General features: G+C 73.8%; 18 protein-coding genes. 8 read left to right on the top strand and 10 right to left on the bottom strand.

All coding sequences use genetic code 11. From position 1 onward, the window contains the following. Positions 1–2: 2 nt before the first annotated feature. The 8 genes from OU787_RS15685 to OU787_RS15650 form a co-directional block, all read right to left on the bottom strand. Positions 3–968, bottom strand: coding sequence for a dimethylarginine dimethylaminohydrolase family protein (locus tag OU787_RS15685; RefSeq protein WP_268659703.1), 966 nt, complete (start codon positions 966–968; stop codon positions 3–5). Next, a complete protein-coding gene (locus OU787_RS15680) occupies positions 965–2,293 on the bottom strand; it encodes a hypothetical protein (RefSeq protein WP_268659702.1) in 1,329 nt (442 codons plus the stop codon). The genes OU787_RS15685 and OU787_RS15680 overlap by 4 nt, the downstream gene beginning before the upstream one ends. After that, on the bottom strand, positions 2,290–4,188 hold the full coding sequence (locus tag OU787_RS15675; protein WP_268659701.1) for an alpha-galactosidase: 1,899 nt from the start codon (positions 4,186–4,188) through the stop codon (positions 2,290–2,292). Before OU787_RS15675 ends, OU787_RS15680 begins: the two co-directional genes overlap by 4 nt. A 195-nt stretch (positions 4,189–4,383) precedes the next feature. Then, positions 4,384–5,553: a pyridoxal phosphate-dependent aminotransferase gene (locus OU787_RS15670; RefSeq protein WP_268659700.1), complete on the bottom strand. Its 1,170-nt coding sequence runs from the start codon at positions 5,551–5,553 to the stop codon at positions 4,384–4,386. A gap of 69 nt (positions 5,554–5,622) precedes the next feature. Continuing rightward, positions 5,623–6,939 carry a DUF4419 domain-containing protein gene (locus OU787_RS15665; RefSeq protein WP_268659699.1) on the bottom strand — a complete coding sequence of 439 codons (1,317 nt, stop codon included), beginning with the start codon at positions 6,937–6,939 and terminating at the stop codon, positions 5,623–5,625. A gap of 131 nt (positions 6,940–7,070) precedes the next feature. After that, complete coding sequence (locus OU787_RS15660) at positions 7,071–7,631, bottom strand: YbjN domain-containing protein (protein WP_030457543.1); 561 nt, start codon at positions 7,629–7,631, stop codon at positions 7,071–7,073. Between the two features lie 179 nt (positions 7,632–7,810). Further along, positions 7,811–10,414: an ATP-dependent chaperone ClpB gene (gene clpB, locus OU787_RS15655; RefSeq protein WP_268661871.1), complete on the bottom strand. Its 2,604-nt coding sequence runs from the start codon at positions 10,412–10,414 to the stop codon at positions 7,811–7,813. Positions 10,415–10,498: 84 nt separating this feature from the next. Further along, positions 10,499–11,446 carry a LysR family transcriptional regulator gene (locus OU787_RS15650; RefSeq protein ID WP_268659698.1) on the bottom strand — a complete coding sequence of 316 codons (948 nt, stop codon included), beginning with the start codon at positions 11,444–11,446 and terminating at the stop codon, positions 10,499–10,501. A gap of 70 nt (positions 11,447–11,516) precedes the next feature. Here OU787_RS15650 and OU787_RS15645 point away from each other — a divergent pair, with 70 nt between their 5' ends. From OU787_RS15645 to OU787_RS15615, 7 genes are all read left to right on the top strand, one after another. Then, positions 11,517–12,617: a C4-dicarboxylate ABC transporter gene (locus tag OU787_RS15645; RefSeq protein WP_030457540.1), complete on the top strand. Its 1,101-nt coding sequence runs from the start codon at positions 11,517–11,519 to the stop codon at positions 12,615–12,617. A 701-nt stretch (positions 12,618–13,318) separates the two neighbouring features. Then, positions 13,319–14,566, top strand: a complete 1,248-nt coding sequence (locus OU787_RS15640; protein WP_268659697.1) for a LuxR family transcriptional regulator — start codon at positions 13,319–13,321, stop codon at positions 14,564–14,566. Further along, positions 14,559–15,632 (top strand): helix-turn-helix transcriptional regulator, encoded by a 1,074-nt coding sequence (locus tag OU787_RS15635; RefSeq protein WP_268659696.1) that lies wholly within the window; start codon positions 14,559–14,561, stop codon positions 15,630–15,632. The genes OU787_RS15640 and OU787_RS15635 overlap by 8 nt, the downstream gene beginning before the upstream one ends. Then, positions 15,625–16,659 carry a LuxR C-terminal-related transcriptional regulator gene (locus OU787_RS15630; RefSeq protein ID WP_268659695.1) on the top strand — a complete coding sequence of 345 codons (1,035 nt, stop codon included), beginning with the start codon at positions 15,625–15,627 and terminating at the stop codon, positions 16,657–16,659. The genes OU787_RS15635 and OU787_RS15630 overlap by 8 nt, the downstream gene beginning before the upstream one ends. Then, positions 16,656–17,609 (top strand): LuxR C-terminal-related transcriptional regulator, encoded by a 954-nt coding sequence (locus OU787_RS15625; protein ID WP_268659694.1) that lies wholly within the window; start codon positions 16,656–16,658, stop codon positions 17,607–17,609. The genes OU787_RS15630 and OU787_RS15625 overlap by 4 nt, the downstream gene beginning before the upstream one ends. Next, complete coding sequence (locus OU787_RS15620) at positions 17,606–18,619, top strand: LuxR C-terminal-related transcriptional regulator (RefSeq protein ID WP_268659693.1); 1,014 nt, start codon at positions 17,606–17,608, stop codon at positions 18,617–18,619. The genes OU787_RS15625 and OU787_RS15620 overlap by 4 nt, the downstream gene beginning before the upstream one ends. Continuing rightward, a complete protein-coding gene (locus tag OU787_RS15615; RefSeq protein ID WP_030457534.1) occupies positions 18,616–19,581 on the top strand; it encodes a LuxR C-terminal-related transcriptional regulator in 966 nt (321 codons plus the stop codon). Before OU787_RS15620 ends, OU787_RS15615 begins: the two co-directional genes overlap by 4 nt. A gap of 15 nt (positions 19,582–19,596) precedes the next feature. On the opposite strand, the gene OU787_RS15610 is transcribed toward OU787_RS15615, so the two are convergent. Further along, complete coding sequence (locus tag OU787_RS15610; RefSeq protein ID WP_157852057.1) at positions 19,597–20,205, bottom strand: hypothetical protein; 609 nt, start codon at positions 20,203–20,205, stop codon at positions 19,597–19,599. A gap of 438 nt (positions 20,206–20,643) precedes the next feature. Here OU787_RS15610 and OU787_RS15605 point away from each other — a divergent pair, with 438 nt between their 5' ends. Then, the gene (locus OU787_RS15605; RefSeq protein ID WP_268659692.1) at positions 20,644–20,787 is read left to right on the top strand and encodes a hypothetical protein; all 144 of its coding nucleotides are present in this window, start codon (positions 20,644–20,646) and stop codon (positions 20,785–20,787) included. A gap of 16 nt (positions 20,788–20,803) precedes the next feature. Here OU787_RS15605 and OU787_RS15600 read toward each other — a convergent pair whose 3' ends face one another. Beyond that, positions 20,804–21,829 (bottom strand): helix-turn-helix domain-containing protein, encoded by a 1,026-nt coding sequence (locus tag OU787_RS15600; protein ID WP_268659691.1) that lies wholly within the window; start codon positions 21,827–21,829, stop codon positions 20,804–20,806. Positions 21,830–21,937: the final 108 nt, after the last annotated feature.

The raw sequence follows: 21,937 nt of genomic DNA, 5'->3' as shown, positions 1-21,937 counted from the left end.
CCTCAGTCCTGGGAGGTGCGGGCGAGGATGCCGGTGGCGCAGGCGGGGCCGCCCGCGCCCTTGGCGAGTTCCGGGATCGGCACGCGGGCGGCGCACTCGACCCCGTGCCGGGCCAGCAGGGCCGCGGTGTCCGGGCAGCCGTCCGGCAGGAGGACCGCCCGCGGCGCCACCGTGACGAAGTTGAACGCCAGCCGGGTGCGGACCTCGTCGGACTCGGGGACGTCGAGCACGGTGAAACCCAGGTCGCGCAGGTGCCTGACCTCCCCGGGGCGCAGGAGCGAGGTCCGGGCGGCCAGCAGGTCCGCGTCGAGCACCTGGAGGACGCCCAGCAGGTGCTGCACGCCGGGCGGCACGGACAGCCGCAGCACCCGCGCGCCCTGGGCCCGGGCCTCGTCCTCGACCTGCCGGGCGCCCGCCCCGTTGGTGCGGACGCCGAGGCCCACGGCGACGAGGTCGGGACGCAGCCACGCGGCGTCGGCGCCCTCGAAGAGGCCGTCGGCGCCGATGGTCCGGGCCACCGGCACGCCGAGCCGGGCGCACAGCCGGTGGGCCTGCAGTTCCTCGCCCGCGCGGACGCTGCTCGCCATCCGCGGGATCACGGCGCCGGCCCGGGTCATCCACAGCAGGTCGCGTGCGTACACCGCGTTGGCGCCGCGGTACGGGTTGCCGCCGGGGGGTGCCGGGGCGGGCAGCTCGTGCACGGTGACGCCCAGCGCGCGGTAGGCCCCGGCGAGCCCGTCCAGGTCGCGGCGGAGCGCGTCGTGGTCGATCCGTTCCAGGTGCTGGAGGGCGTCCGGCGGTCCGGCGGTGAGGAGCGCGGCGGGCGGGAGGTGCAGGGCGACGTCGGTGAGCGGGTCGCAGTCGCGGCTCACCCGCAGGGGCGCCCAGGCCCCGCCGGGGGCGAGGTCGTCCTCCTGTCGGCCGGGGCGGGGGCGCCAGCCCGGGCCGTGGTGGGCGGCGGCGGTCACGTCCACTGCTCCTCCTGGCCCTTGCGGTAGCCGAGTTCGTCCGCGACGGCCCGGACGTCCGGGTGGTCGACGGCGGGGAGCACCAGCCCGGCCCGTTCGCGCCAGCGGGCCGGCCGGGGGCGGGCGGTCGCCATCACGACCGGGAGCGGTACCGGCCCGGGCGGTTGCGGGAGGCCGGCGAAGGCGAAGACCGACCGGAGGGTCCGTTCCCGGGTGGCGGGGTCGAGGATCCGCTCGAACGGCACGCGCAGGACGGCGTCCGCGGTGCCGGGCCCGAGCCCGTCCAGGACCGCCCGGTGGGCCCCGGCCCACTGGTGCGCGCACACCCGTTCCAGCGGCTGGTCGACGAGGTCCGCCCAGCCGGGCGGGAGGTCGAAGTTCCACCAGCGCCGGGCCGCCGCGCCGAGTTCGGAGTACCCGGCGATCGACAGGGGGTGCTGCCCGGAGACGTCGTACGAGAAGAACCCCCGGTCGCGCCAGCCGTCGTAGAGGCCGTTGACGCTCGCGGCGGGGTTGCGGGTCAGGTGGACCACCCGGATGCGGGCGTCGGGCAGCAGCCGGCGCAGCAGCGGCAGCCGGTAGGCGTCGACGGACGACTTGATCACCAGGGGGTGCCGGCGCAGGGCGTCGGCGTCGGCGGCCGGGCGGGCGCGCGGGACGACGAACGGCGGTTCCTCGATGCAGTAGCCGTCGTGGGGCGGGCGCAGGTCGCCCCCGGCGGCCGGGCCGCGCAGCGCGGGCGGCAGGTCGTAGCAGGACGGGTCGAGGCGGGGGTGGCCGGCCCGCAGGCGGTGCAGGACGGCGGCGAACAGCGCATCGGGGTCCTCAGGGCGGGCGCAGGCCCGGACCGCGTGGTCGACGGCGTCCCGCACGGCCGGGTACCCGATCTCCTCCAGCGGCCACTGCAGGGCGAGCCGGCGGGTCACGACGGCCGCGTACCGGGTCCGGTCGGCGGGGTCGTGCGGGGGCCGGTGGCCGCCCGAACCGAGCAGGGACACGAAGTCCCGGGAGAGTTCGGCCCGGTCGAACGCGGTGTCCGGGGCCAGCGCGTCGGAGCCGTCCGGGCCGCGGTCGAGCCGGTTCAGCTTGTACAGCGCGGTGTGCTCGCCTCCGAGGGAGAGCACGTCGGACCGGTCGGAGAGCACCTGGTGCAGGAGGCTGCTCCCGCCCCGGGAGGAGGCCACCACGGCCACCGCCTCGGTGACCAGGGAGAGGTCCGCGCCGGCGGCGGGCTCCTCGGGCACGGCGCGGCGGAGGGCGTCCAGGGTGCGCCGGGCGGCGGCCAACGACCTTTCCCGGTCGGGGACTTCGGGACTCCGGGTCATGCGGCCGCCCCGTTCCCGGCGGGCCGGGCGAAGCGGATGCCGCCGCCCGGCGGGACGTCGATGCCGAGCGGGCCGCCGGGGTGCGGGCGCGGCGCGGCGAGCGGCACGCCGGAGGGCGACAGCACGGTGTGGGAGAGCCCGGCGGCCCGGGCGTCCACGGTCAGCCGGGTCGCGTAGCCGCCGTTGAGGACGAGGGACGGCCGGTCGATCCGGCACGCGGTGGACGGCTGGAGGACGAACACGACGTCCTGCTCGGCGGCCGCCGCCCGCAGCACGCCGTGCGAGGAGTCGTGGACGGTCCGGTGGCCGAGGAAGCCGCTCATGTTGTCGGCGTAGAGGCGGTGGTACCAGCGCAGGACGTCCCGGCCCTGCTCCGGGAGGCGGGTGAAGTCCGCCCCGTAGGCCGGGATCCCGGCGGCCAGCATGGTGATGACGGACACCGCGACGTCCTGCGGCGTGTCGTCGGGCCCGAAGGTCTGGTAGTCGTTGAGCGCGGCGGGGGTGTACGCCTGGACGTGCAGGGTGCGCAGGAAGTTCGTCCGCGGGTCGAAGGGCGCGTCGCCGGCCCGCATGCAGGTGCCGTACGGGGTGAGGAGCGCCGTGCCGTAGTTCTGCTTGAGCTCGACGATGTGGTCGGGGGAGACCTCGCGGGTGCGCCGGTCCGCGTCCGCCAGCATCAGCCGCAGGCCGGTGAGCATCGATTCCAGGTCGTGCTCGTGGTGCGGGCTCTCGCACCGCAGGTCGGGTATCCAGTTGAACAGGTCGTACTTCGCCCCGTGGAAGCCGTACTCCCGGGCCAGCCGCACGCAGATGTCGGCCATCGTCCGGCGGGCCTCGGCGTTCATGAAGCACAGCGAGTGGAACTGGGTCTCGCCCAGGACGGGTTCGCCGGAGCGCGGGGCGATCAGCAGGCGGCGGCGGTCGGCGAAGCAGGCGGCGGCCGGTCCGACGGCGTGCGGGGCGCACCAGATGACGGCGCGTCCGCCCATCGTGTCGATGCGGCGCACCAGTTGGGGGAGGTCGGGGAACTTGGCGGGGTCGGGCGTCCAGTCGCCGATGTTCAGCGGGGTCTCGTAGGCGGTGTCGAGACCGGGGCCGAACCAGCCGTCGTCGATGATGAAGTTCCGCACCCCGAGGTCGAGTCCGATCCGGACGTTCTCCAGGACCATCTCCTCGCCGATGTCGTCGCTGGCCCAGTCGGTCCAGCTGCACCAGAAGGGGTCGAAGGACGCGGGCACCAGCCGGTCCGCCGGCCCGAAGGCGGACCTGGTCCGTTCGGAGAAGTCCCGCAGGACGTCGAGCCACGGCGAGCGGTCCTGTCGGGGACCGGAGCGGAGGTAGACGTACTCGGTCAGGGAGCCGTCGGCGGCCAGGACGGACCCGGGCAGCGGGTACTCCTCCGTACCGCGGCGGATGCCCACCTCGACGCCGCCGGTGTGGACGTTCAACGCCCGGTCGGAGACGGGCTCCAGCAGGCGCAGGTCGGTCTCGACGAGGTCGCCGACGACGCCCATCGCCAGTTCCACGTTCCCGTCCCGCCCGGTGAACAGGTAGAGCGGGACCTTGACGTCGTCGATCTTCGACCGGGCGAGCCGGCCGTGCTTCCAGAAGCCGGTGGCGTGCATCAGGTTCATGAACCACCGGCCGCTGTCCGGCGGGACGACCTGGTCGAAGTTCCCCATCGGGGCCCGCAGCAGGTACTCGACGGAGGCGATCCGCTCGCCGTCCGGCGGGCGCACGGTCACCCGGTGGGGCGCCGCCGCACCCACGCTGACCCCGGGGCTCTCGGGGGTGCGGGCGGTGTCGACCGCTTCCCCGAGCACGAAGGGGCCGAACCCGCTCTCCCGCCCCGACTCGAACCGGACCACCAGGCGCATCTGCGGTAACACCTTCATTGCTGTTCCCTCCTGTCGGATCGTGTGGCGAAGCCAACCATGATCAAACGGGAAGCGTCAACGAATCGGCAGATTTGGCGGGAGAAATCAACGCTAGCGAACGTAAGCAAACATTCCGACTGTCGGTGCCCGGCCCCGAACACGCAAAAGGCCCCGGTGACGGCGTGCTGCCGTCACCGGGGCCGGGCGGGTCCGCTACCGGGCGCGCAGGCCGTGCAGGCGCTCCACCGCCTCCTCCAGCACCTCGGTCCGCTTGCAGAAGGCGAACCGGACCTGGCTGAGGCCGGCCTCGGTGTCGTCGTAGAAGACCGCGTTCGGGATGGCGACCACGCCGCAGCGCTCGGGGAGGGCGCGGCAGAACGCGGTGCCGTCCTTCTCGCCGAGCGGGGTGATGTCGGTGGTGATGAAGTACGTGCCCTGCGGCTCGAAGACCCGGAAGCCGGCGGCGGCGAGGCCCGCGGCGAGCAGGTCGCGCTTGCGGTGCAGGTCGGCGCTGAAGTCGGCGTAGTAGCTGTCGGGCAGGCGCAGGGCCTCGGCGACGGCGTACTGGAACGGGCCGGCCGAGACGTACGTCAGGTACTGCTTGGCGGTCCGGACGGCGGCGACCAGGGCGGGCGTGCCGGTGACCCAGCCGACCTTCCAGCCGGTGAAGGAGAAGGTCTTGCCGGCGGAGGAGATGGTGACGGTGCGCTCGCGCATGCCGGGGAGGGCGGCGAGCGGGTGGTGGGCGCCGGTGAAGACCAGGTGCTCGTAGACCTCGTCGGTGACGACCAACAGGTCGTGCTCGACGGCGAGTTCGGCGACGGCGGCGAGTTCCTCGGGGGTGAGGACGGTGCCGGTCGGGTTGTGCGGGGTGTTGACGAGCAGCAGCCGGGTGCGCGGGGTGATCAGGGAGCGCAGCTCGTCCAGGTCGGGCCGGAACGCGGGGGCGCGCAGGGTGAGCGGGACGCGGACCGCGCCGGCCATGGCGATGCAGGCGGCGTAGGAGTCGTAGAACGGCTCGAAGGCGATCACCTCGTCGCCGGGCTCCAGCAGCGCCAGCAGGGCGGCGGCGATCGCCTCGGTGGCGCCGGCGGTGACCAGCACCTCGGTGTCCGGGTCGTAGGAGAGGCCGTAGAACCGCTGCTGGTGCTCGGCGATCGCGGCGCGCAGCTCGGGCACGCCCGGCCCCGGCGGGTACTGGTTGCCCAGGCCCTCGCGCAGCGCCCGCACGGCCGCCTCGCGGACCTCCTCCGGCCCGTCGGTGTCCGGGAACCCCTGGCCGAGGTTGATCGAACCGGTCGCGGTGGCCAGGGCCGACATCTCGGCGAAGATCGTCGTACCCATGCCCTCCAGCCGGCGGTTCAGCAGCGGCCTGGTGCTCATCGGTGGCTCCTCACAGACAGGGTGGTCGGGCCCCATCATCCAGCCGCGCGCAGCACCCGCCAAGGCCCCTCAGCCCGGGACGCCCCGGAGCGCGTCGGCGAGCGCCCTGCCGATGGCGTCCCGGGCCACGACCTCGGGCCCGTGGCACTCGGCCGGGTACCAGAGCCCGCCGGATTCCAGCAGCGCGGTGCAGGCGTCGCCGTCCGGGTCGCCGAAGACCAGGGCGCGGGGGGCGGGCAGCGGGCGGTACTCCGCGGTGAAGCCGGTCACCTGCCCGCCCGTGAGCAGGGTGACGTCGGTGCGGCCGGTGGCGGCGCGGACGTCGTCGAGGGTCCAGTCGGCGGGCAGCGGCGGGGCGGTGCGGACGAGCACGGCGAAGCCGAGCCGGGGGCGGACCCACTCCTGGTCGCGCTCGATGCCCAGGACGCCGCCGACGAAGGCCATCCGGTGGGTGCCGCCCGGCAGTTGCCACTCGAACGGGACCACGGACAGGTGGGCGGGGAAGCACCCGTCCTCGATCCGCTCGGCCGTGGCCGGGACGGGGTCCCCGCGGTCGTAGCGGTGGGCGAAGAACCGGGTGATCCAGCCGGTCACCGCGGCGGAGCCGGAGCGGGACTCCCACTTGTAGATCGAGCGCCAGAACCCCTGGTCGACCGGCCCGCCGGCCGCGGTGGCGGCGATCTCGGCGAGCACCGGCCGCAGCGCGTCCAGCCAGGGCCGCAGGCCCGCGAAGCGTTCCGCCAGCCCGTCCACCCGGTCGGCCAGCAGCCGCCAGTCCCGTGCGGTGCCCTCCAGCCGGATCCGCGGGATGCCGCACAGGGTGACCCAGCGGAAGTCGTAGTACGGGCTGACCACGTCCATCAGCGCGACCAGGGCGGCGCAGGACTCGGCGGGGCCGGTGGTGGAGAAGTCCGGCCGGAACAGCTCCGCGGTGTCCGCGCCGATCCGCTCCCGGAGCGGCTGCTGGACGAGGTGCAGCGAGCGCTGCCAGTCGGCGAAGCCGGTCAGCGCGTCGTCCCGGACGGTGAGGGTGGGCTTCGTGCCGGGGATGTCGGTGAACAGCCCGGCGTGGGCGTCGGCGTTCAGCCGGACATGGACGGCGACCTCGTGCACCACCGCGTACCAGAGCAGGTCGGGGGAGAGGCTCAGCGGCAGGTGCGCGCCGAAGCACAGGTGCAGGGCGCGGATCAGCAGGCTGGCGGCGGAGTCCGCGGACCGGGGCGCCTGCGGGTCGCCGAGCAGCCGGTCGGTGGAGCGGTGGTGGACGGTGTGCGGCTCGCCGACGGCGGCCCGCAGGAAGGCGTCGTTGCCGAGTTCGGCGAGCCGGACCGCCAGGGCGTCCGCCGCGGGGTCCGCGGCGAGCGGCAGGTCGATCTCGACGGCCATCGCGGCCTCCCTGGAGCGGGCCCGGGCGCGTCCTCCGGGCGGGGCGTCGTGGTGCGGGTGGGGCCGTTCATGCGGACGGGCCCGCCGCCTGCGGGTGCAGGGGCGGGCCCGTCCGGGGTGCGGGGTGGGGCTCAGGCCTCGTCGGCCGGGCCGTCCTCGGGGGCGGCCTCGTCGTCGGCGGGCTTGGCCTGGTCGCCGAGCTGCTCGGCCATCCACTGCTCGAAGCCGACGGCGGCCTGGGTCCAGTTGGCGGTGGTGCCGACGAAGTACTCCAGGTTGACGCCGCTGCCGACGATCATCTGGGACTCACCGATCAGCCGGACGATGCCGTCGTCGTGGGTGTGGGTGTAGACCTTGGGCCACAGGGTCTCGCGGTTCCACTCGTCGATCAGGGCGAGGATCTCGGGCTTCTGCTCGAGCGGGAACGGGCGGTCGTAGAACGCGCGGACCGCGAACAGCTCCTTGTGGTCGCCGCGGAACATGTAGTAGACGCGGAAGTTCTCCCAGGGGGCGGTGAGGTCGCCCTCCTCGTCCACCACGTGCTTGAGCTGCATCTGGTCGAGCAGCTGGGCCACCAGGTTCTGGTCCGGGACGATCACCGGCGGCCCGGCCGGAGCGCCACCGGGCTGGCCGCCACCCTGCGGCGGCTGAGGCAGGCCGAAGGACGGGATGGACGACGGGTCGATGCTCACGGGGGTGTCCCTTTCACGGTGCACGGTCGGCTGCCGATGGGGGGCCGCCTTTCCTGGCCTCCATCCTGCCTCATTCGGGGCCCGCGGCACAGGGTGCGGCCCGCCGCGTGATCATGTCCCGGCGGGCCGTGCCGCCGGTGCCGCCGACCGCGGCGGCACCGGCGTCCGGTGACGGATCGTCACTTGTCCAGCGAGGTGCGCGGCCCGACGCTCAGCCGGTCGGAGACGCCGTCGTGGTCGACCACGACCGTCTCGCCGTCGTGCACCCGGCCGGAGAGGATCTCCTTGGCCAGCTGGTCGCCGATCGCGGACTGCACCAGCCGGCGCAGCGGCCGGGCGCCGTACGCCGGGTCGTAGCCGGTGAGCGAGAGCCAGTCCCGGGCGGCCGGGGTGACGTCCAGGGTGAGCCGGCGCTCGTGCAGGCGGCGGGCCAGCGCGGCGACCTGGAGGTCGACGATCCGGCTGAGCTCCTCGGTGCCCAGCGGGTCGAAGACCACGATGTCGTCCAGCCGGTTCAGGAACTCCGGCTTGAAGGACTGCCGGACCGTCTCCAGCACCAGCTCCTTCTTCCGCTCCTCCGGCGTGTTCGGGTCGACCAGGTACTGCGAGCCGAGGTTGGAGGTGAGGATCAGGATCGCGTTGCGGAAGTCCACCGTGCGGCCCTGGCCGTCGGTGAGCCGGCCGTCGTCCAGCACCTGGAGCAGCACGTCGAACACCTCGGGGTGGGCCTTCTCCACCTCGTCCAGCAGGACCACGCTGTACGGGCGGCGGCGGACCGCCTCGGTGAGCTGGCCGCCCTCCTCGTAGCCGACGTACCCGGGCGGGGCGCCGACCAGGCGGGAGACCGAGTGCTTCTCGCCGTACTCGCTCATGTCGATCCGGACCATGGCGCGCTCGTCGTCGAAGAGGAAGTCGGCCAGGGCCTTGGCCAGCTCGGTCTTGCCGACGCCGGTCGGGCCGAGGAACAGGAACGAGCCGGTCGGCCGGTCCGGGTCGGCGATGCCGGAGCGGGTGCGGCGCACCGCGTCGGAGACGGCGCGGACGGCCTCGTGCTGGCCGATCAGGCGCTTGCCGAGCTCCTTCTCCATCCGCAGCAGCTTGGCGCTCTCGCCCTCCAGCAGCCGGCCGGCCGGGATGCCCGTCCAGGACGCGACCACGTCGGCCACGTCGTCCGGGCCGACCTGCTCCTTGACCATGGTGGTGCTGGGCTCGTCCGCCGCGCGGTCCTGCGCCTCGGTCAACTCCCGCTCGGCGGCCGGGATCTCGGCGTACAGCAGCTTGGAGGCGCGCTCGAAGTCGCCGTCGCGCTGGGCGCGGTCCAGGGCGCCGCGCAGGTCGTCGAGGCGCTCCTTGAGCTCGCCGACCCGGTTGAGCGACTTCTTCTCCTGCTCCCAGCGGGCGTTGAGGGTGCTCAGCTGCTCCTGCTTGTCGGCGAGGTCGCGCCGGAGCTTGCCGAGCCGCTCGACCGAGGCCGGGTCGGACTCCTTCTCCAGCGCCAGCTCCTCCATCCGCAGCCGGTCGACCGAGCGCTGCAGCTCGTCGATCTCGACCGGGGAGGAGTCGATCTCCATCCGCAGCCGGGAGGCGGCCTCGTCGACCAGGTCGATCGCCTTGTCCGGCAGGAAGCGGGCGGTGATGTACCGGTTGGACAGCGTCGCCGCGGCGACCAGGGCGGCGTCGGTGATCTCCACCTTGTGGTGCGCCTCGTAGCGGCCCTTGAGGCCGCGCAGGATCGCGATGGTGTCCTCGACGGTCGGCTCGCCGACCATCACCTGCTGGAATCGGCGCTCCAGGGCCGGGTCCTTCTCGATCCGCTCGCGGTACTCGTCCAGCGTGGTGGCGCCGACCATCCGCAGCTCGCCGCGGGCCAGCATCGGCTTGAGCATGTTGCCCGCGTCCATCGCGGAGTCGCCGCCGGCGCCCGCGCCGACCATGGTGTGCAGCTCGTCGATGAAGGTGACCACCTGGCCGTCGGAGGCCTTGATGTCGTTCAGGACGGCCTTCAGCCGCTCCTCGAACTCGCCGCGGAACTTCGCGCCCGCGACCATCGCCGCCAGGTCGAGCGCGACCAGGCGCTTGCCGCGCAGCGACTCCGGCACGTCGCCCGCGACGATCCGCTGGGCCAGGCCCTCGACCACGGCGGTCTTGCCGACGCCGGGCTCGCCGATCAGCACCGGGTTGTTCTTGGTGCGCCGGGAGAGCACCTGCACCACCCGGCGGATCTCCTGGTCGCGGCCGATCACCGGGTCGAGCTTGCCGTCCCGGGCGGCCTGCGTCAGGTCGGAGCCGTACTTCTCCAGGGCCTTGTAGGTGCCCTCCGGGTCCGGCGAGGTGACCCGGGCGCTGCCGCGGACCTCCTTGAACGCGGCCAGCAGCGCCTTGGCGGTGGCGCCCTGCTGCTTCAGCAGTTCGGCCACCTGCCCGCCCTCGGCGGCCAGGCCGACCAGCAGGTGCTCGGTGGAGACGTACTGGTCGTCCAGGTCGGCGGCGCGCTTCCCGGCCTCCTCCAGCACCGCGAGGGTGTCGCGCGCGAGGTTCGGCGCGGCGACGGTGGAGCCCTGGGCGGCCGGCTGGGCGGCGGCCTGCTGGCGGGCGGCGGCGGTGACGCGCGCGGCGTCCGCCCCGACGGCCTCCAGCAGCGGGCGGGCCAGGCCCTCCGGCTGGTCGAGCAGGGCCAGCAGGATGTGCACCGGCTTGACGTCCGGGTTCCCCGCGGCGCTGGCCTGCCGGATGGCGGAGGACAGCGCCTCCTGCGTCTTGCTGGTGAACTTACTGGCGTCCACTGCGGGCATACCCCTCTCGTCTCGGGACTGGTGCGAGTCTGCTGGATACAGCATGCACTAAGTTGAGTCTATTCCGCTCAGGTTTTACGAAGGGTTTCCGCTCAGTCCTTCCGGACGGCCCCGGCGGGCCGGGCCGCCCGGGTCAGTCCGAGCGAGCTGGCGGGCCGGTCCGGCCGGGCGCTGGCCGGCCGGCCAGACCGCGCGCAGCGGGCGCTGCAGCTCCAGCCCGTCCAGCGGCACGGCCACCAGCCGGCGGGTGGCCAGCTCCTCCTTCACCGCCAGCTCGCTCAGGCAGACCGGGCCCGCTCCGGTCATCGCGGCCGCCTTCAGCGCCGTCGAGGAGGCCAGCTCCAGCCGGGGCGCCGCCGGGCCGCCGTACGGGGCCAGCGCCTCCTCCAGCACCTCCCGGGTGCCGGAGCCGACCTCGCGCAGCACCAGCGGGGTGGCGGCCAGCTCGGCGCCGGTGACCGGGGCGCGGCGGCGGGCCCAGCGGTGCTCGGGGGAGACCACCACCACCAGCCGGTCGGCGGCCACCACCGCGCCGGACAGGCCGGCCGGGGTGGAGGTGCCCTCGACGAAGCCCAGGTCGGCCTCGCCGGCCAGCACCTGGGCGGCGACGTCGTGCGAGTTCGCGGTGCGCAGCGTGACGGCGGTGCCCGGGCTGGCCTCGTTCAGGGCCAGCAGCCAGCCCGGCATCAGGTACTCGGCGACGGTCAGGCTGGCCACCACCCGCAGCCGGGCGTCCCGGCGGCCGCGCAGCGCGTCGATCCCGGCGTCCAGCGCCTGCGCGGCCTCCACCACCTGCCGGGCCCACTCGACCACCAGCCGGCCCGCCTCGGTGGGCCGGGAGCCGCGCGGCGAGCGCTCCAGCAGCGCCACCCCGATCTGCCGCTCCATGCCCTTGATCCGGGCGCTGGCGGCGGGCTGGCTGACGCCCAGCTCGGCGGCGGCCCGCCCGACGCTGCCCAGCCGGGCCACGGCGAGCAGCAGCTCCAGGGCGCCGAGTTCCGGGACGTGCGGGGAGAGAGCCATAGGCCCAGGCTATGTCCTCATAGCGGACGGCTCGCTACCCGCGTCCCCGGCACCGGCGGAGGGTGGAGCCATGGCAACCCTCCTCGCGCCGCGCACCACCCTGCGCTCCCTCGACCTCTCCCGGCTCGGACCCAACTGGTACGCCGCCGTGATGGGCACCGCGATCACCGGCAACGCCGCCGCCGCGCTGCCGGTGGACGTCCCCGGCCGCACCGCCCTCGCCGAGGCGGTCTGGACGCTCTCGCTGCTGATGCTGGCCGCCCTGCTGGCCGGCCGGGCCGTCCACCTGGCCCGGCACCGCGAGCAGGCCCGGCGCACCCTGCTGGAGGACCCGTCCGCCGCCGTCTTCTACGGCTGCCCGCCGATGGCCCTGCTGGCCGTCGGCTACGGCGCGCTGACCGTCGGCGGCCCGCTGCTCGGCACCGGCCCGGCCCTCGCGCTGGACGTGCTGCTGTGGACGGTGGGCACCGGGTACGCGCTGGTGGTGGCCGCCGGGCTGCCCTACCTGATGATCACCAGGCACCGGCTGTCCGCGCTGGAGGCCAACCCGACCTGGCTGCTGCCGGTGGTCGCGCCGATGGTGTCCGCGGCGCTCGGCCCCGCCCTGGTGCCGCACCTGCCCGCGGGCGCGGCCCGGCAGGCGCTGCTGTACGGGTGCGTGGCGATGTTCGGCGCCAGCCTGCTGGCCACCCTGGCGCTGCTGCCGGTGGTCCTCGGCGGACTGCTGCACAGCAAGCTGCCCGCCCTGGTGCTCACCCCGTCGCTGTTCCTGGTGCTCGGGCCGCTGGGCCAGTCCACCACCGCCGTCCACCAGTTCGCCGACGCGGTGCCGCTCGCGCTGCCCGGCGCGGGCCCCGGCGCGGCGGCCGCCGCCCGGGGGCTGGCCGAGGTGTACGGCGTCACGGTGATGGGATTCGCGCTGCTGTGGCTGGCGGTGGCACTCGTTGCCAACCTGCGTGCACTGCGTGCCGAAATGCCGTTCGCAATGACCTGGTGGGCATTCACCTTCCCGGTCGGCACCCTCGTCACCGGAGCCACCGCACTGGCCCGGCACACCGGATTCGGCGGATTCACCGCCCTCGCCGCCGCGCTCTACCTGCTGCTGCTCACCGCCTGGGCGGTGGCGCTGGCCCGGACCGCGGCCGGACTGCGGGCGGGCCGCCTGCTCTGACGTGCGCCCGGAGCACTCCGGGGACGGCCCGGGCGGCCCTGACGGTGGCGGGTGCCGGGATGCCGGGTGACCGCGCCCGGGAGCCGGGCGGCATTCGGTGCGACGGATTCCGGATCGGTGGATTCGGCGGAGGATTGCCGAATTCCGGTCCGGGGCAGTGACATTCCGGGCCGCCGCGACGCCACCGTTCCGGACGCCCGCCGCCGGACGCCGAATGGCTGCTCAGGGGAGGGGGGCATTCCGGGAAAGGCGCGATTCGGGGCGCGGGAGCGAGGTGTTTGCTGCAGGTTCCTGCACTTGCGGGAACCTGCAGCCGGAGAGCACTTGTTCGGAGTTCGCCCCGCTGTGAGGGTGGAGTCACGCCAGGTCGTCCGGGGCAGCCGCAGCCCGAGTCGGCGACTTGCTCTTCGCGTGGGGGCGACAGGTGCGTTCGTATCTGCGCAACGGGGGGAAGAGCACCGGCCGGGACGCCACGTGTGGTGGTGGCTACCGTGACCGGATCGGTGAGGCGTTGCTGCTCCGCCTCACCGAAGCGCCAATGACGCCGGCGTAACACGAGCGGGTCCTCCGGGATCCGGGTGCAGACCGCACCCGGCCCGGGGGACGCGCCCGGTCCGCGGGGGTGACTCCCGCCGTCGCACCCGACGGCCCTGCTGGAATCATCATCCGCAAGCGGAGGAAGACGGCAGGGAGTGCTCGACGTGGCAGCGGACCACCCGAAGTCCGATCCGGACGCCGGTCGGCCCGGCACACCCGGCGGGCTATCCGACGCACCGTCAGGTGCGCCTTCCGGCCCGGCCGGAGCGCCGACCGACCCGCTCGACGGTCCGTCCGCGCCGCCCGTACCGCCCGCGCCGCCCGCCGACCCGGGCCCGGCAACCGTCGACACCGACCTCCCGCCCGCCGGCACCGATCTTCCGTCCGCCGACGCAGACCTCCCGTCCGCCAACGCCGACCTCCCGTTCGGCCCGGAAGCCGGACTGCCCGAGGAGGAGGCCACCCAGCTCTACCTGGCCGTCCTCGCCGCCGGCGGCCGGATCCCGCTGGACGCGCCGCCCCCGCCCGGCACCGGCCGCACCCCCGAACGCCAACGGGCCCTGCTGGACCAGCTGGTGGCGATCGGCCTGATGCTGCCCAACCGGATCGACGGCTGCTACGTCGCGGTCAGCCCGCGCGCCGTCGCCGAACGCCTCGGCGCCGACCTGCGCTCCCGCGCCACCCGCCTGCTGCTCGACGCCGGCCGGCTGCCCGCCGCGCTCGACCCGCTCGCCCGCGCCTACGACGCCGTCCCCCGGCCCGCCGACCGGACCGGGCAGGCCGTCTACGTCGACGGCCAGGAGGGCATCCGGCTGCGGATCGCCCAACTGGTCTCCGACTGCCGCCTCGAACTGCTCAGCGCCCAGCCCGGGCTCCGCCCGCCCGCCGTCCTCGAACTCGCCCACACCCAGGACCGGCGGATGCTCAGCCGGGGCGCCACCCTGCGCGCCCTCTACCAGCCCGTCGCGCTCACCGCGGACAGCGCCGTCCGGCACGCCACCACGATGACCGAGCACGGCGCCCAACTGCGGGTCCTGGACGAGCCGTTCCTCCGCCTGATCGTCATCGACCGGCGGGTCGCCGTGATCCCCGCCGCCGAGGACCACAGCCGCGCCGCGTTCGTCGAGGACCCCGCCGCGATCGCCTACCTGGTGGCCGGCTTCGAACGCGACTGGGCCCGCGCCGAACAGGTCCACTGGCACGGCCTCGACGCCCGCACGCTCACCCGCACCATCACCGACCGGGTCGGCCGCCTGCTCGCCCAGGGCCTCACCCAGCGCGCCGTCGCCACCCGCCTCGGCCTCTCCGAACGCACCGTCGCCGGCCACATCTCCCGGCTGCGCGACCTGTACGGGGCCGGCACCCTGTTCCAGCTCGGCTGGCTGATGCGAGGAGGCAGCGGACGTGGCTGACCCGATCCCCGCTCCCGCCCCGGCCCCCGCACCCGTCCCGACCTCCACCGTCCAGGCGCCCGTCCGCCCCGCCTGCGGACCGGCGGCCCGCCCCGTCCCCGCGCCCGCGGGCGCCTGCGGGCCGATCGACGCGGCGGCCTGGCGCCTCTACCTGGACGTGCTGGAAGCCGGCGGCCGGATCGCGGCCGACGCCGTCCCCGCGCAGCGGCAGCACGTCCTCGCCGGGCTGCTGCGCACCGGCCTGCTGGTCTCCGACGGCCTCGACGGCTCCTACCTGGCCGTCAACCCCCGCTTCGTGGCCGACACCCTCAGCACCGAGATGAACACCGAGGCCGCCCGCCTGCTCAACCTGGCCGAACGCCTGGCCGCCGACCTCGACCCGCTGATCGCCGCCTACGACAGCGTGCCCCGCCCGGCCGAGCCCGTCCCGGCCGACCACCAGCTCACCGGCCGCGAACACATCCGCCAGCGGATCGCCCAACTCGGCTCCACCTGCCGGGAAGAGGCCCTGACCTCGCACCCCGGACCGCTGGTGCCCGCCGCCCTGGAACTCTCCCTGAGCCAGGACCTCCCGATCCTGCACCGCGGTTGCCGCATCCTCACCCTCTACCAGCCGACCGTCCTCACCGAACCCGCCACGGTCCGCTACGCCGACACCGTCACCCGGGCCGGCGGCGAGGTCCGGCTGCTCGACGAGCCCTTCCAGCGCGCCCTGGTCTTCGACCGGACCACCGCCGTGGTGCCCGCCGCCGACGACCCGGACCGGGCCGCGGTGATCTCCGACCCCGCCACCGTGGCCATGATCGTCGCCAACTTCGAACGCGACTGGACCCGGGCCGAACGCGTCTCCTGGCACAGCCTCCTCGACAGCGCCCCCACCCGCACCGCCGTCGACCAGGTCGGCCGCCTGCTCGCCCAGGGCCTCACCCAGAAGGCCATCGCCTCCCGCCTCGGCCTGTCCGAACGCACCGTCGCCGCCCACATCGCCCACCTGCGCGAGCGCTACGACGCCGAGACCCTGTTCCAACTCGGCTGGCTGATGCGGAGGGGCAAGCACGATGCCTGACGCCCACCCCGCGCCACCCGCCCCCGCGCCACTCGCCCCCGCGCCACCCGCTCCCGCGCCACCCGCTCCCGCGCCACCCGCTCCCGCGCCACCCGCTCCCGGCCCGACCGAGAAGGCGCTCTACCTGGCCGTGCTGCGGGCCGGCGGCCAGGTCTCGGTCCGCGAGGCGACCGAGCAGGACGCCGCCGCCACCGCCCGGCTGCTCGCGCTCGGACTGCTGGTCCAGCACGACGAGAGCGAGCAGCTCACCGCCGTCAACCCGCGCACCGTCAGCGGCCGGCTGAGCCGCGAACTGCGCGAGGCGGGCACCCGGATGTTCGCGGCCGCCGAGCACGTCCCCACCGAACTCGACGTCCTCGCCGACGCGTTCGACAGCGCCGTCCGCCACCAGGACCACGGCCGGCAGATCACCCACGTGCTGGACGTGGACCGGATCCGGCACCGCCTGCTCCAGATCGAGGCCGACTTCCGCGAGGAGGTGCTGGCCGCCCAGCCCGGCCACCGCCCGGTGGTGTACCTGGAGAAGAGCGCCCGCGCCGAGAAGGCCCTGGCCGCCGGTGCCCGGATGGACATCCTCTACCAGCCGACCGTGAAGTCCGACCCGGCGGTGATCGACTACGCGGTGCGGGCCACCGGCTGGGGCATGCGACTGCGCTCCCTGGACGAGGACTTCACCCGGATGCTGATCTTCGACCGCCGGACGGTGATCATCTCCGCCTCCGCCGACAACCGCACCGCCGCCTTCATCGAGGACCGCGCCGTGGTCGACCACCTGGTCGGCCTCTTCCACCGCGACTGGGACCGCGCCGAACGCGTCCCCTGGCACGACCTCGCCGGCACCGCCGTCCCCCCGCCCACCGAACAGATCGGCCGCCTGCTCGCCACCGGCCTCACCCAACGCGCCGTCGCCTCCCGCCTCGGCGTCTCCGAACGCACCGTCGCCGAACACATCGCCCGCCTCCGCGAGCGCTACGACGCCGAGACCCTCTTCCAACTCGGCTGGCTGATGCGGGAGGCGGACCGGTGAGCCCCCGCCTGCCGAACGAAGCCGACCGCGCCCTCTACCGCGAAGTCCTGTCCCAGGGCGGCCGGGTGATGTTCCGCGAGGCGATGCAGCAGGACCCGGACGCCACGCTCCGGCTGATCGAACTCGGGCTGCTGGTGCACCACGTGGTCGACGAGTCGCTGACCGCCGTCAGCCCGCGCACCGCCGCCGGGCGGCTCGGTGCCCGGATGCGGGCGGAGGGGGCCGGGCTGCTGCTGCGCGCCGAGGAGGCTCCCGCCCTGCTCGAGTCGTTCAGCCAGGCGTACGAGGCGGCGCTCGGCCGGGTCGAGCGGTCCAGCGTGGTGCGCCACGTCCACGACATGACGCAGATCCGGCACGGCATCCTGCAGATCGAGGCCGAGACGCACGAGGAGATCCTGGCCGCCCAGCCCGGCGGTGCCCGGCCGCAGCAGTTCCTGAAGCAGTCCCTCGAGCTCACCAGGGGACACTTGGCCGCCGGGATCGCCCTGCGCACCCTCTACGAGCCAGCCGCCCTCACCGACCTGCCCACCGCCTCGTACGCGGCCGACGTCACCGACCTCGGCGAGCGGATCCGGGTCCTGGACGAGCCGTTCACCCGGCTGCTGGTCTTCGACCGCAAGGTGGCCGTGCTTCCGGCCTCCGCCGACAACGCCAGCGCCGCGTTCGTCGAGGATCCGGCCGTGGTCGCCGTGCTGGTCGAGCGTTTCGAGCGCGACTGGTCGCGGGCCGCGGTCGTCGACTGGCACGCCGCCGCGGGCCGTCCGCGGCCGACCGGCGTGCCTGCCGCGCTGACCGGCCTGCTGGCGGCCGGACTGACCCAGAAGGCGATCGCCTCCCGCCTCGGCCTCTCCGAGCGCACCGTCGCCGCCCACATCGCCCGGCTGCGCGAGCACCACGAAGCGGAGACGCTGTTCCAGCTCGGCTGGCTGATGCGGGGAGGCGACCGATGAGCCCCCGCCTGCCGAACGACGCCGAGCGCGCCCTGTACCGCGAAGTGGTCGCCCAGGGCGGGATGGTGCTGCTGCGGGAGGCGATGGAGCAGGCCCCGGACGCCACGCTCGGCCTGATCGAGCTGGGGCTGCTGCTGCACCACGACCACGGGCAGATGCTGACGGCCGCGCACCCGCGGGCGTTCGGGGAGCGGGCGAGCGCGGAGCTGCGCAGCGCGGCCAACGGGATGCTGCGGGCGGCCGAGCACGCCGCGTCCCGGCTGGAGGACCTGGTCCAGGCGTACGACGCGGCGCCGCGGCGGGGCCGTCCGTCCCGGCCGTTGCGGTTGGTGGCGGGGCAGCAGATCGCGCACCACATCGCCCGGATCGAGTCCGAGATGCGCGAGGAGACCTTGGCGGCGCAGCCGGGCGGGGCCCGGCCGGTCCGGGTGATGCAGCAGACCCGGGCCCGTTTGCTGGGCTTCCTGGCCACCGGCATCGAGTTGCGCACCCTCTACCAGCCGGGCGCCCTCGCCGATCCGCCCACGGTGGACTACGCGGCGACGCTCACGGCGGCGGGCGAGCGCTTCCGGGTGCTGGACGAGCCGTTCCAGCGGATGGTGATCTTCGACCGGCGGGCGGCGGTGGTCTCGGCCGCCGCGGACGACCGGCAGGCGATGATCATCGAGGACCCGGCGGTGCTGGCCACCCTGGTGGACCGCTTCGAGCGCGACTGGGCGCGGGCCGAGCGGGTCGACTGGCAGGCCGCCGCCGGCCGCCCGCGTCCGACCGGTGTCCCGTCCGAACTCACCGACCTGCTCGCGGCCGGGCTGACCCAGAAGGCGATCGCCTCCCGGCTGGGCCTGTCGCCGCGGACGGTGGCCGGGCACATCGCCCGGCTGCGCGAGTTCTACGATGCGGAGACCCTGTTCCAGCTCGGCTGGCAGCTGCGCGGGGCGTCCGGACGACCCGCCGCACCGCCCGGGGAGCAGCCCCCGGGGCGGACGGCCGAGAAGGAGGGTGGGCTGTGAGCGAGGCGAACGCGGCCGCACTGCCGAGCGAGTCGGAGCGACGGCTCTACCAGCAGATCCTGGACCAGGGCGGACGGGTGGCGTTCCGCGAGGCGGTGGAGCAGGACCCGACCGGGGTGCTGCGGCTGATGGAGCTCGGGCTGCTGGTGCACGACGCGGCCGAGCAGTCGCTGACGGCGGTCGACCCGCGGGCGGTCAGCGACCGGATCAGCGCCGAACTGCGCGCCGAGGGCACCCGGATGCTGCTGCGCGCGGAGGAGATGCCCGCGCTGCTGGAGGACCTCACCCACGCCTACGACGCGACCCCGCGCCGGGCCGACCGCTCCAGCGTGGTGCAGCACGTCGACCGGACCGAGCAGATCCGGCACCGCGTCCTGCAGTTGGCGAGCGAGGCGCACGAGGAGGAGCTGTCGCTGCACCCGGGCGGCGCCGGGCCGGCGGACCTGCTGGAGGAGTCGCTGGAACGCACCCGCCGCTTCCTGGAGCGCGGGGCGAGCATCCGCACCGTCTACGAGCCGACCGCGCTGCTGGACGGGCCGACGGTGCGCTGGGCGGAGCAGGTCACCGGCTGGGGAGGCCGGTTCCGCACCCTGAGCGAACCGTTCAGCCGGATGCTGGTCTTCGACCGCCGGATCGCCGTCGTCCCGGCGTCGGCCGACAACTCCAGTGCCGCGTTCATCGAGGACCCGGCGGTGGTCTCGTTCCTGGTCGCCGCCTTCGAACGGGACTGGGAGCGGGCCGACCGGGTCCAGTGGCGCTCTGCCGAGCACGAGGGCGAGAGCGTCGTCCCGGTCCACGAACAGGTCGGCCGGCTGCTCGCCCAGGGCCTGACCCAGAAGACGATCGCCTCCCGGCTGGGCCTCGGCGAACGGACCGTCGCCGCGCACATCTCCCGGCTGCGCGAACTCCACGACGCGGAGACCCTGTTCCAACTGGGCTGGCAGATGCGGGGAACCGACTGACCGGGTGACGGGACGTCAGCCGGTGGCGATCTCCGGGGACCAGAAGCCGTACGGGCCGGCGTGCTCGCGGCGCGGCCGCGGGAACTGGTCGCCCGGCGCGGTCCAGAAGCCGCCGCGCAGCGACAGCGCCATCCCGGCCCAGTCCAGCGCGGTCTCCACGGTGTGGTGCAGCGCCTCCTGCGACCAGGTGTCGTCGAAGACCAGCGGGAGCACCGGCGAGACCTGCTCGATGGTGGCGATCAGCGGGTTGTGCGTGATCGCCTCGTCCACCAGCAGCACGATCGGCTTGCGCAGCGCCGAAGCCCACCCGAGCTCCAGGCTCACCCCGGCCGACAGCGGCGCACCGACGTACGCGAACACCAGGTCCGCGCTCTGCATGGCCCGGAAGTCCGAAGGCACCCGCTGCTCCGGCGCCCGCCCCGCCACCGTCCACGCGTCACTGTGGTGCGCGCTGTACACCGCCGCCCCGCTGTCCAGCAGCGTGCTCCGCAGCGTGGTCAGCCGAGTCCGGCTGGCCAACGTCACCACGCTGTCCGCCGGCCCGGTCAGCCGCATCAGCGGCGCGGCCAGGAACACGCGTGCGCGCCGCCCTTCGGCGCGGTGCTGCAGGTGGTGCTCACTCATGTCGACTCCGGGGGGAGGGCCTGTCTGAAGTGTGGGTTCTGGCAGGCGGTTCGTTGTTTGGGAATGCTGCTGGGCATCCGGTATCGTCTCGACCGAATATTGGCGCGCCCATGCCATTTGCCGCTTCCTCGATGTACCGGGCCCGACTCCATCGATCGATGGTGGACTGATCGTCGCGGTCGCAAGGTACGACCGTCCACCGGTGTCAGGTGTCATCTCCCTGCATGGCAGGGAGATGACACCGTCGGCCACTTGGGGAAGGATGTGCCATCTGCGACAGTTGTCGCTGGAGTTCTGGCGGGATTGGGTATGGCTTGATCGGAAGTCATGCGCTTCACTCGTCAGCAGGAGAAGTCGGCCGACCGGTAAACGGATCAGCTCGAGAAGGGGAGTGGCGCTATGCGTAGGATGTTCCGGTTTATGGTCTCGGCCGCGCTCATGGCGATGGTAGCGGTGATCGGCGCTACTCCGGCCTCCGCCACCGACGTGCTGTGGACGGCCTCCAAGCCACAGGTCGTGACGGCGGAGCCGGCTCCCGAGGCCGCGCGCGCGATGCTCGCCTCCGACGTGCTCTGGACCTGATCGATTCGGCTCGAGGTCAGTCCTGGGGCCCCTCGGAGTCGAACAGCGGCATGGTGCGGTGTCCCTGGGCGAGCTTCCAGCCCAGTTGGAAGAGCGTCTCCGCGTCGTACTCCTCGCGCAGTTCGGCGATGTGCCGGGCCAGTGTCCGTTCGCTCAGCCCGAGATTCCGAGCTATCACCCGGTGCCCCACCCCCTGAAGCAGCATGCGGATGATGTTCTGGCGGAGCAGCGACACGACTTCGGGCGGCACTTCATTGCTGCCCGGAAAAGGAATGGCCCGCTCCCAGCATATCTCGAAGGAATCCACGAGATAGGCCACCACTGCCTCGTCCATGACGATGGCGGCGCGCTCATTGTCATTGTCGAAAGGGATGATGGCGATGCTGGAGTCGATGACGATCAGGCGAGTGAACGGCTCGCCCAGAGTGCGGACCTCTCCGCCCTCTTTGGTCATCGCGGCCACGTATTCTCGGGCCGGCGCAGAATAGCGGGTGCTGGGCTGGTAGATCGTTCGGCGTGCCACACCACGGCGCAACATGTCCACGTCGAGCGCGATGGCCGCAGCAGGTGAGAATGAGCGGGCCCCGCCTCCCGGCTGGGCGCTGAGGACCTCCTGGGCGGCTTGGTCCATGAATTTCGAGAGTCGGCGGTTGATTTCGGTCTTACCGGAGACGTGCTCGATGTTCCCGCCGTCCTGGCGGGTCGAAATCCTCCCTCCGTAGACGAGGGTCAGGTCGTGGAGATCCGAAGATACGCTCGCAGCCCTGGTCATCAGTTCGAGGGCGCTGCGTTGCCAGGAAGCGCTCAGTCCGTCGGCGAGTTGCTGAGGGTCGACTGCCACCAGTACCTGGGGGTCGTTGACATCGGATATCAACAGGCCGATGTCCACCAGCTCCTGCAGCGGTTCTCCGCAGTGGGCCGCCACAGAGCCAGGAGAAACGCGTCCACCGGAGTTGATGATGGACTTGTAGAGATCGCGGGCGCTGGCCGTCACGACACCGAGCCCCGCGTTGGTGAGGCCCGGCACCTGAGCCTTGCTCATCTGTTGCCTCCTGCCCTAGCTCGAACGACAGCCGCGATTCTTGTGTGCGGGTGATCCTAAGCGGTGCGTCCTGGCCGACGGAGCCGTTTGCTCACCGTTCGGGAAGCA

The sequence above is a fragment of the Kitasatospora sp. YST-16 genome, from assembly GCF_026802215.1.
Taxonomy (GTDB): domain Bacteria; phylum Actinomycetota; class Actinomycetes; order Streptomycetales; family Streptomycetaceae; genus Kitasatospora; species Kitasatospora cineracea.
Note: the sequence above shows the minus strand (reverse complement) of the source record. Positions and strands in the feature narration are given on the sequence as shown.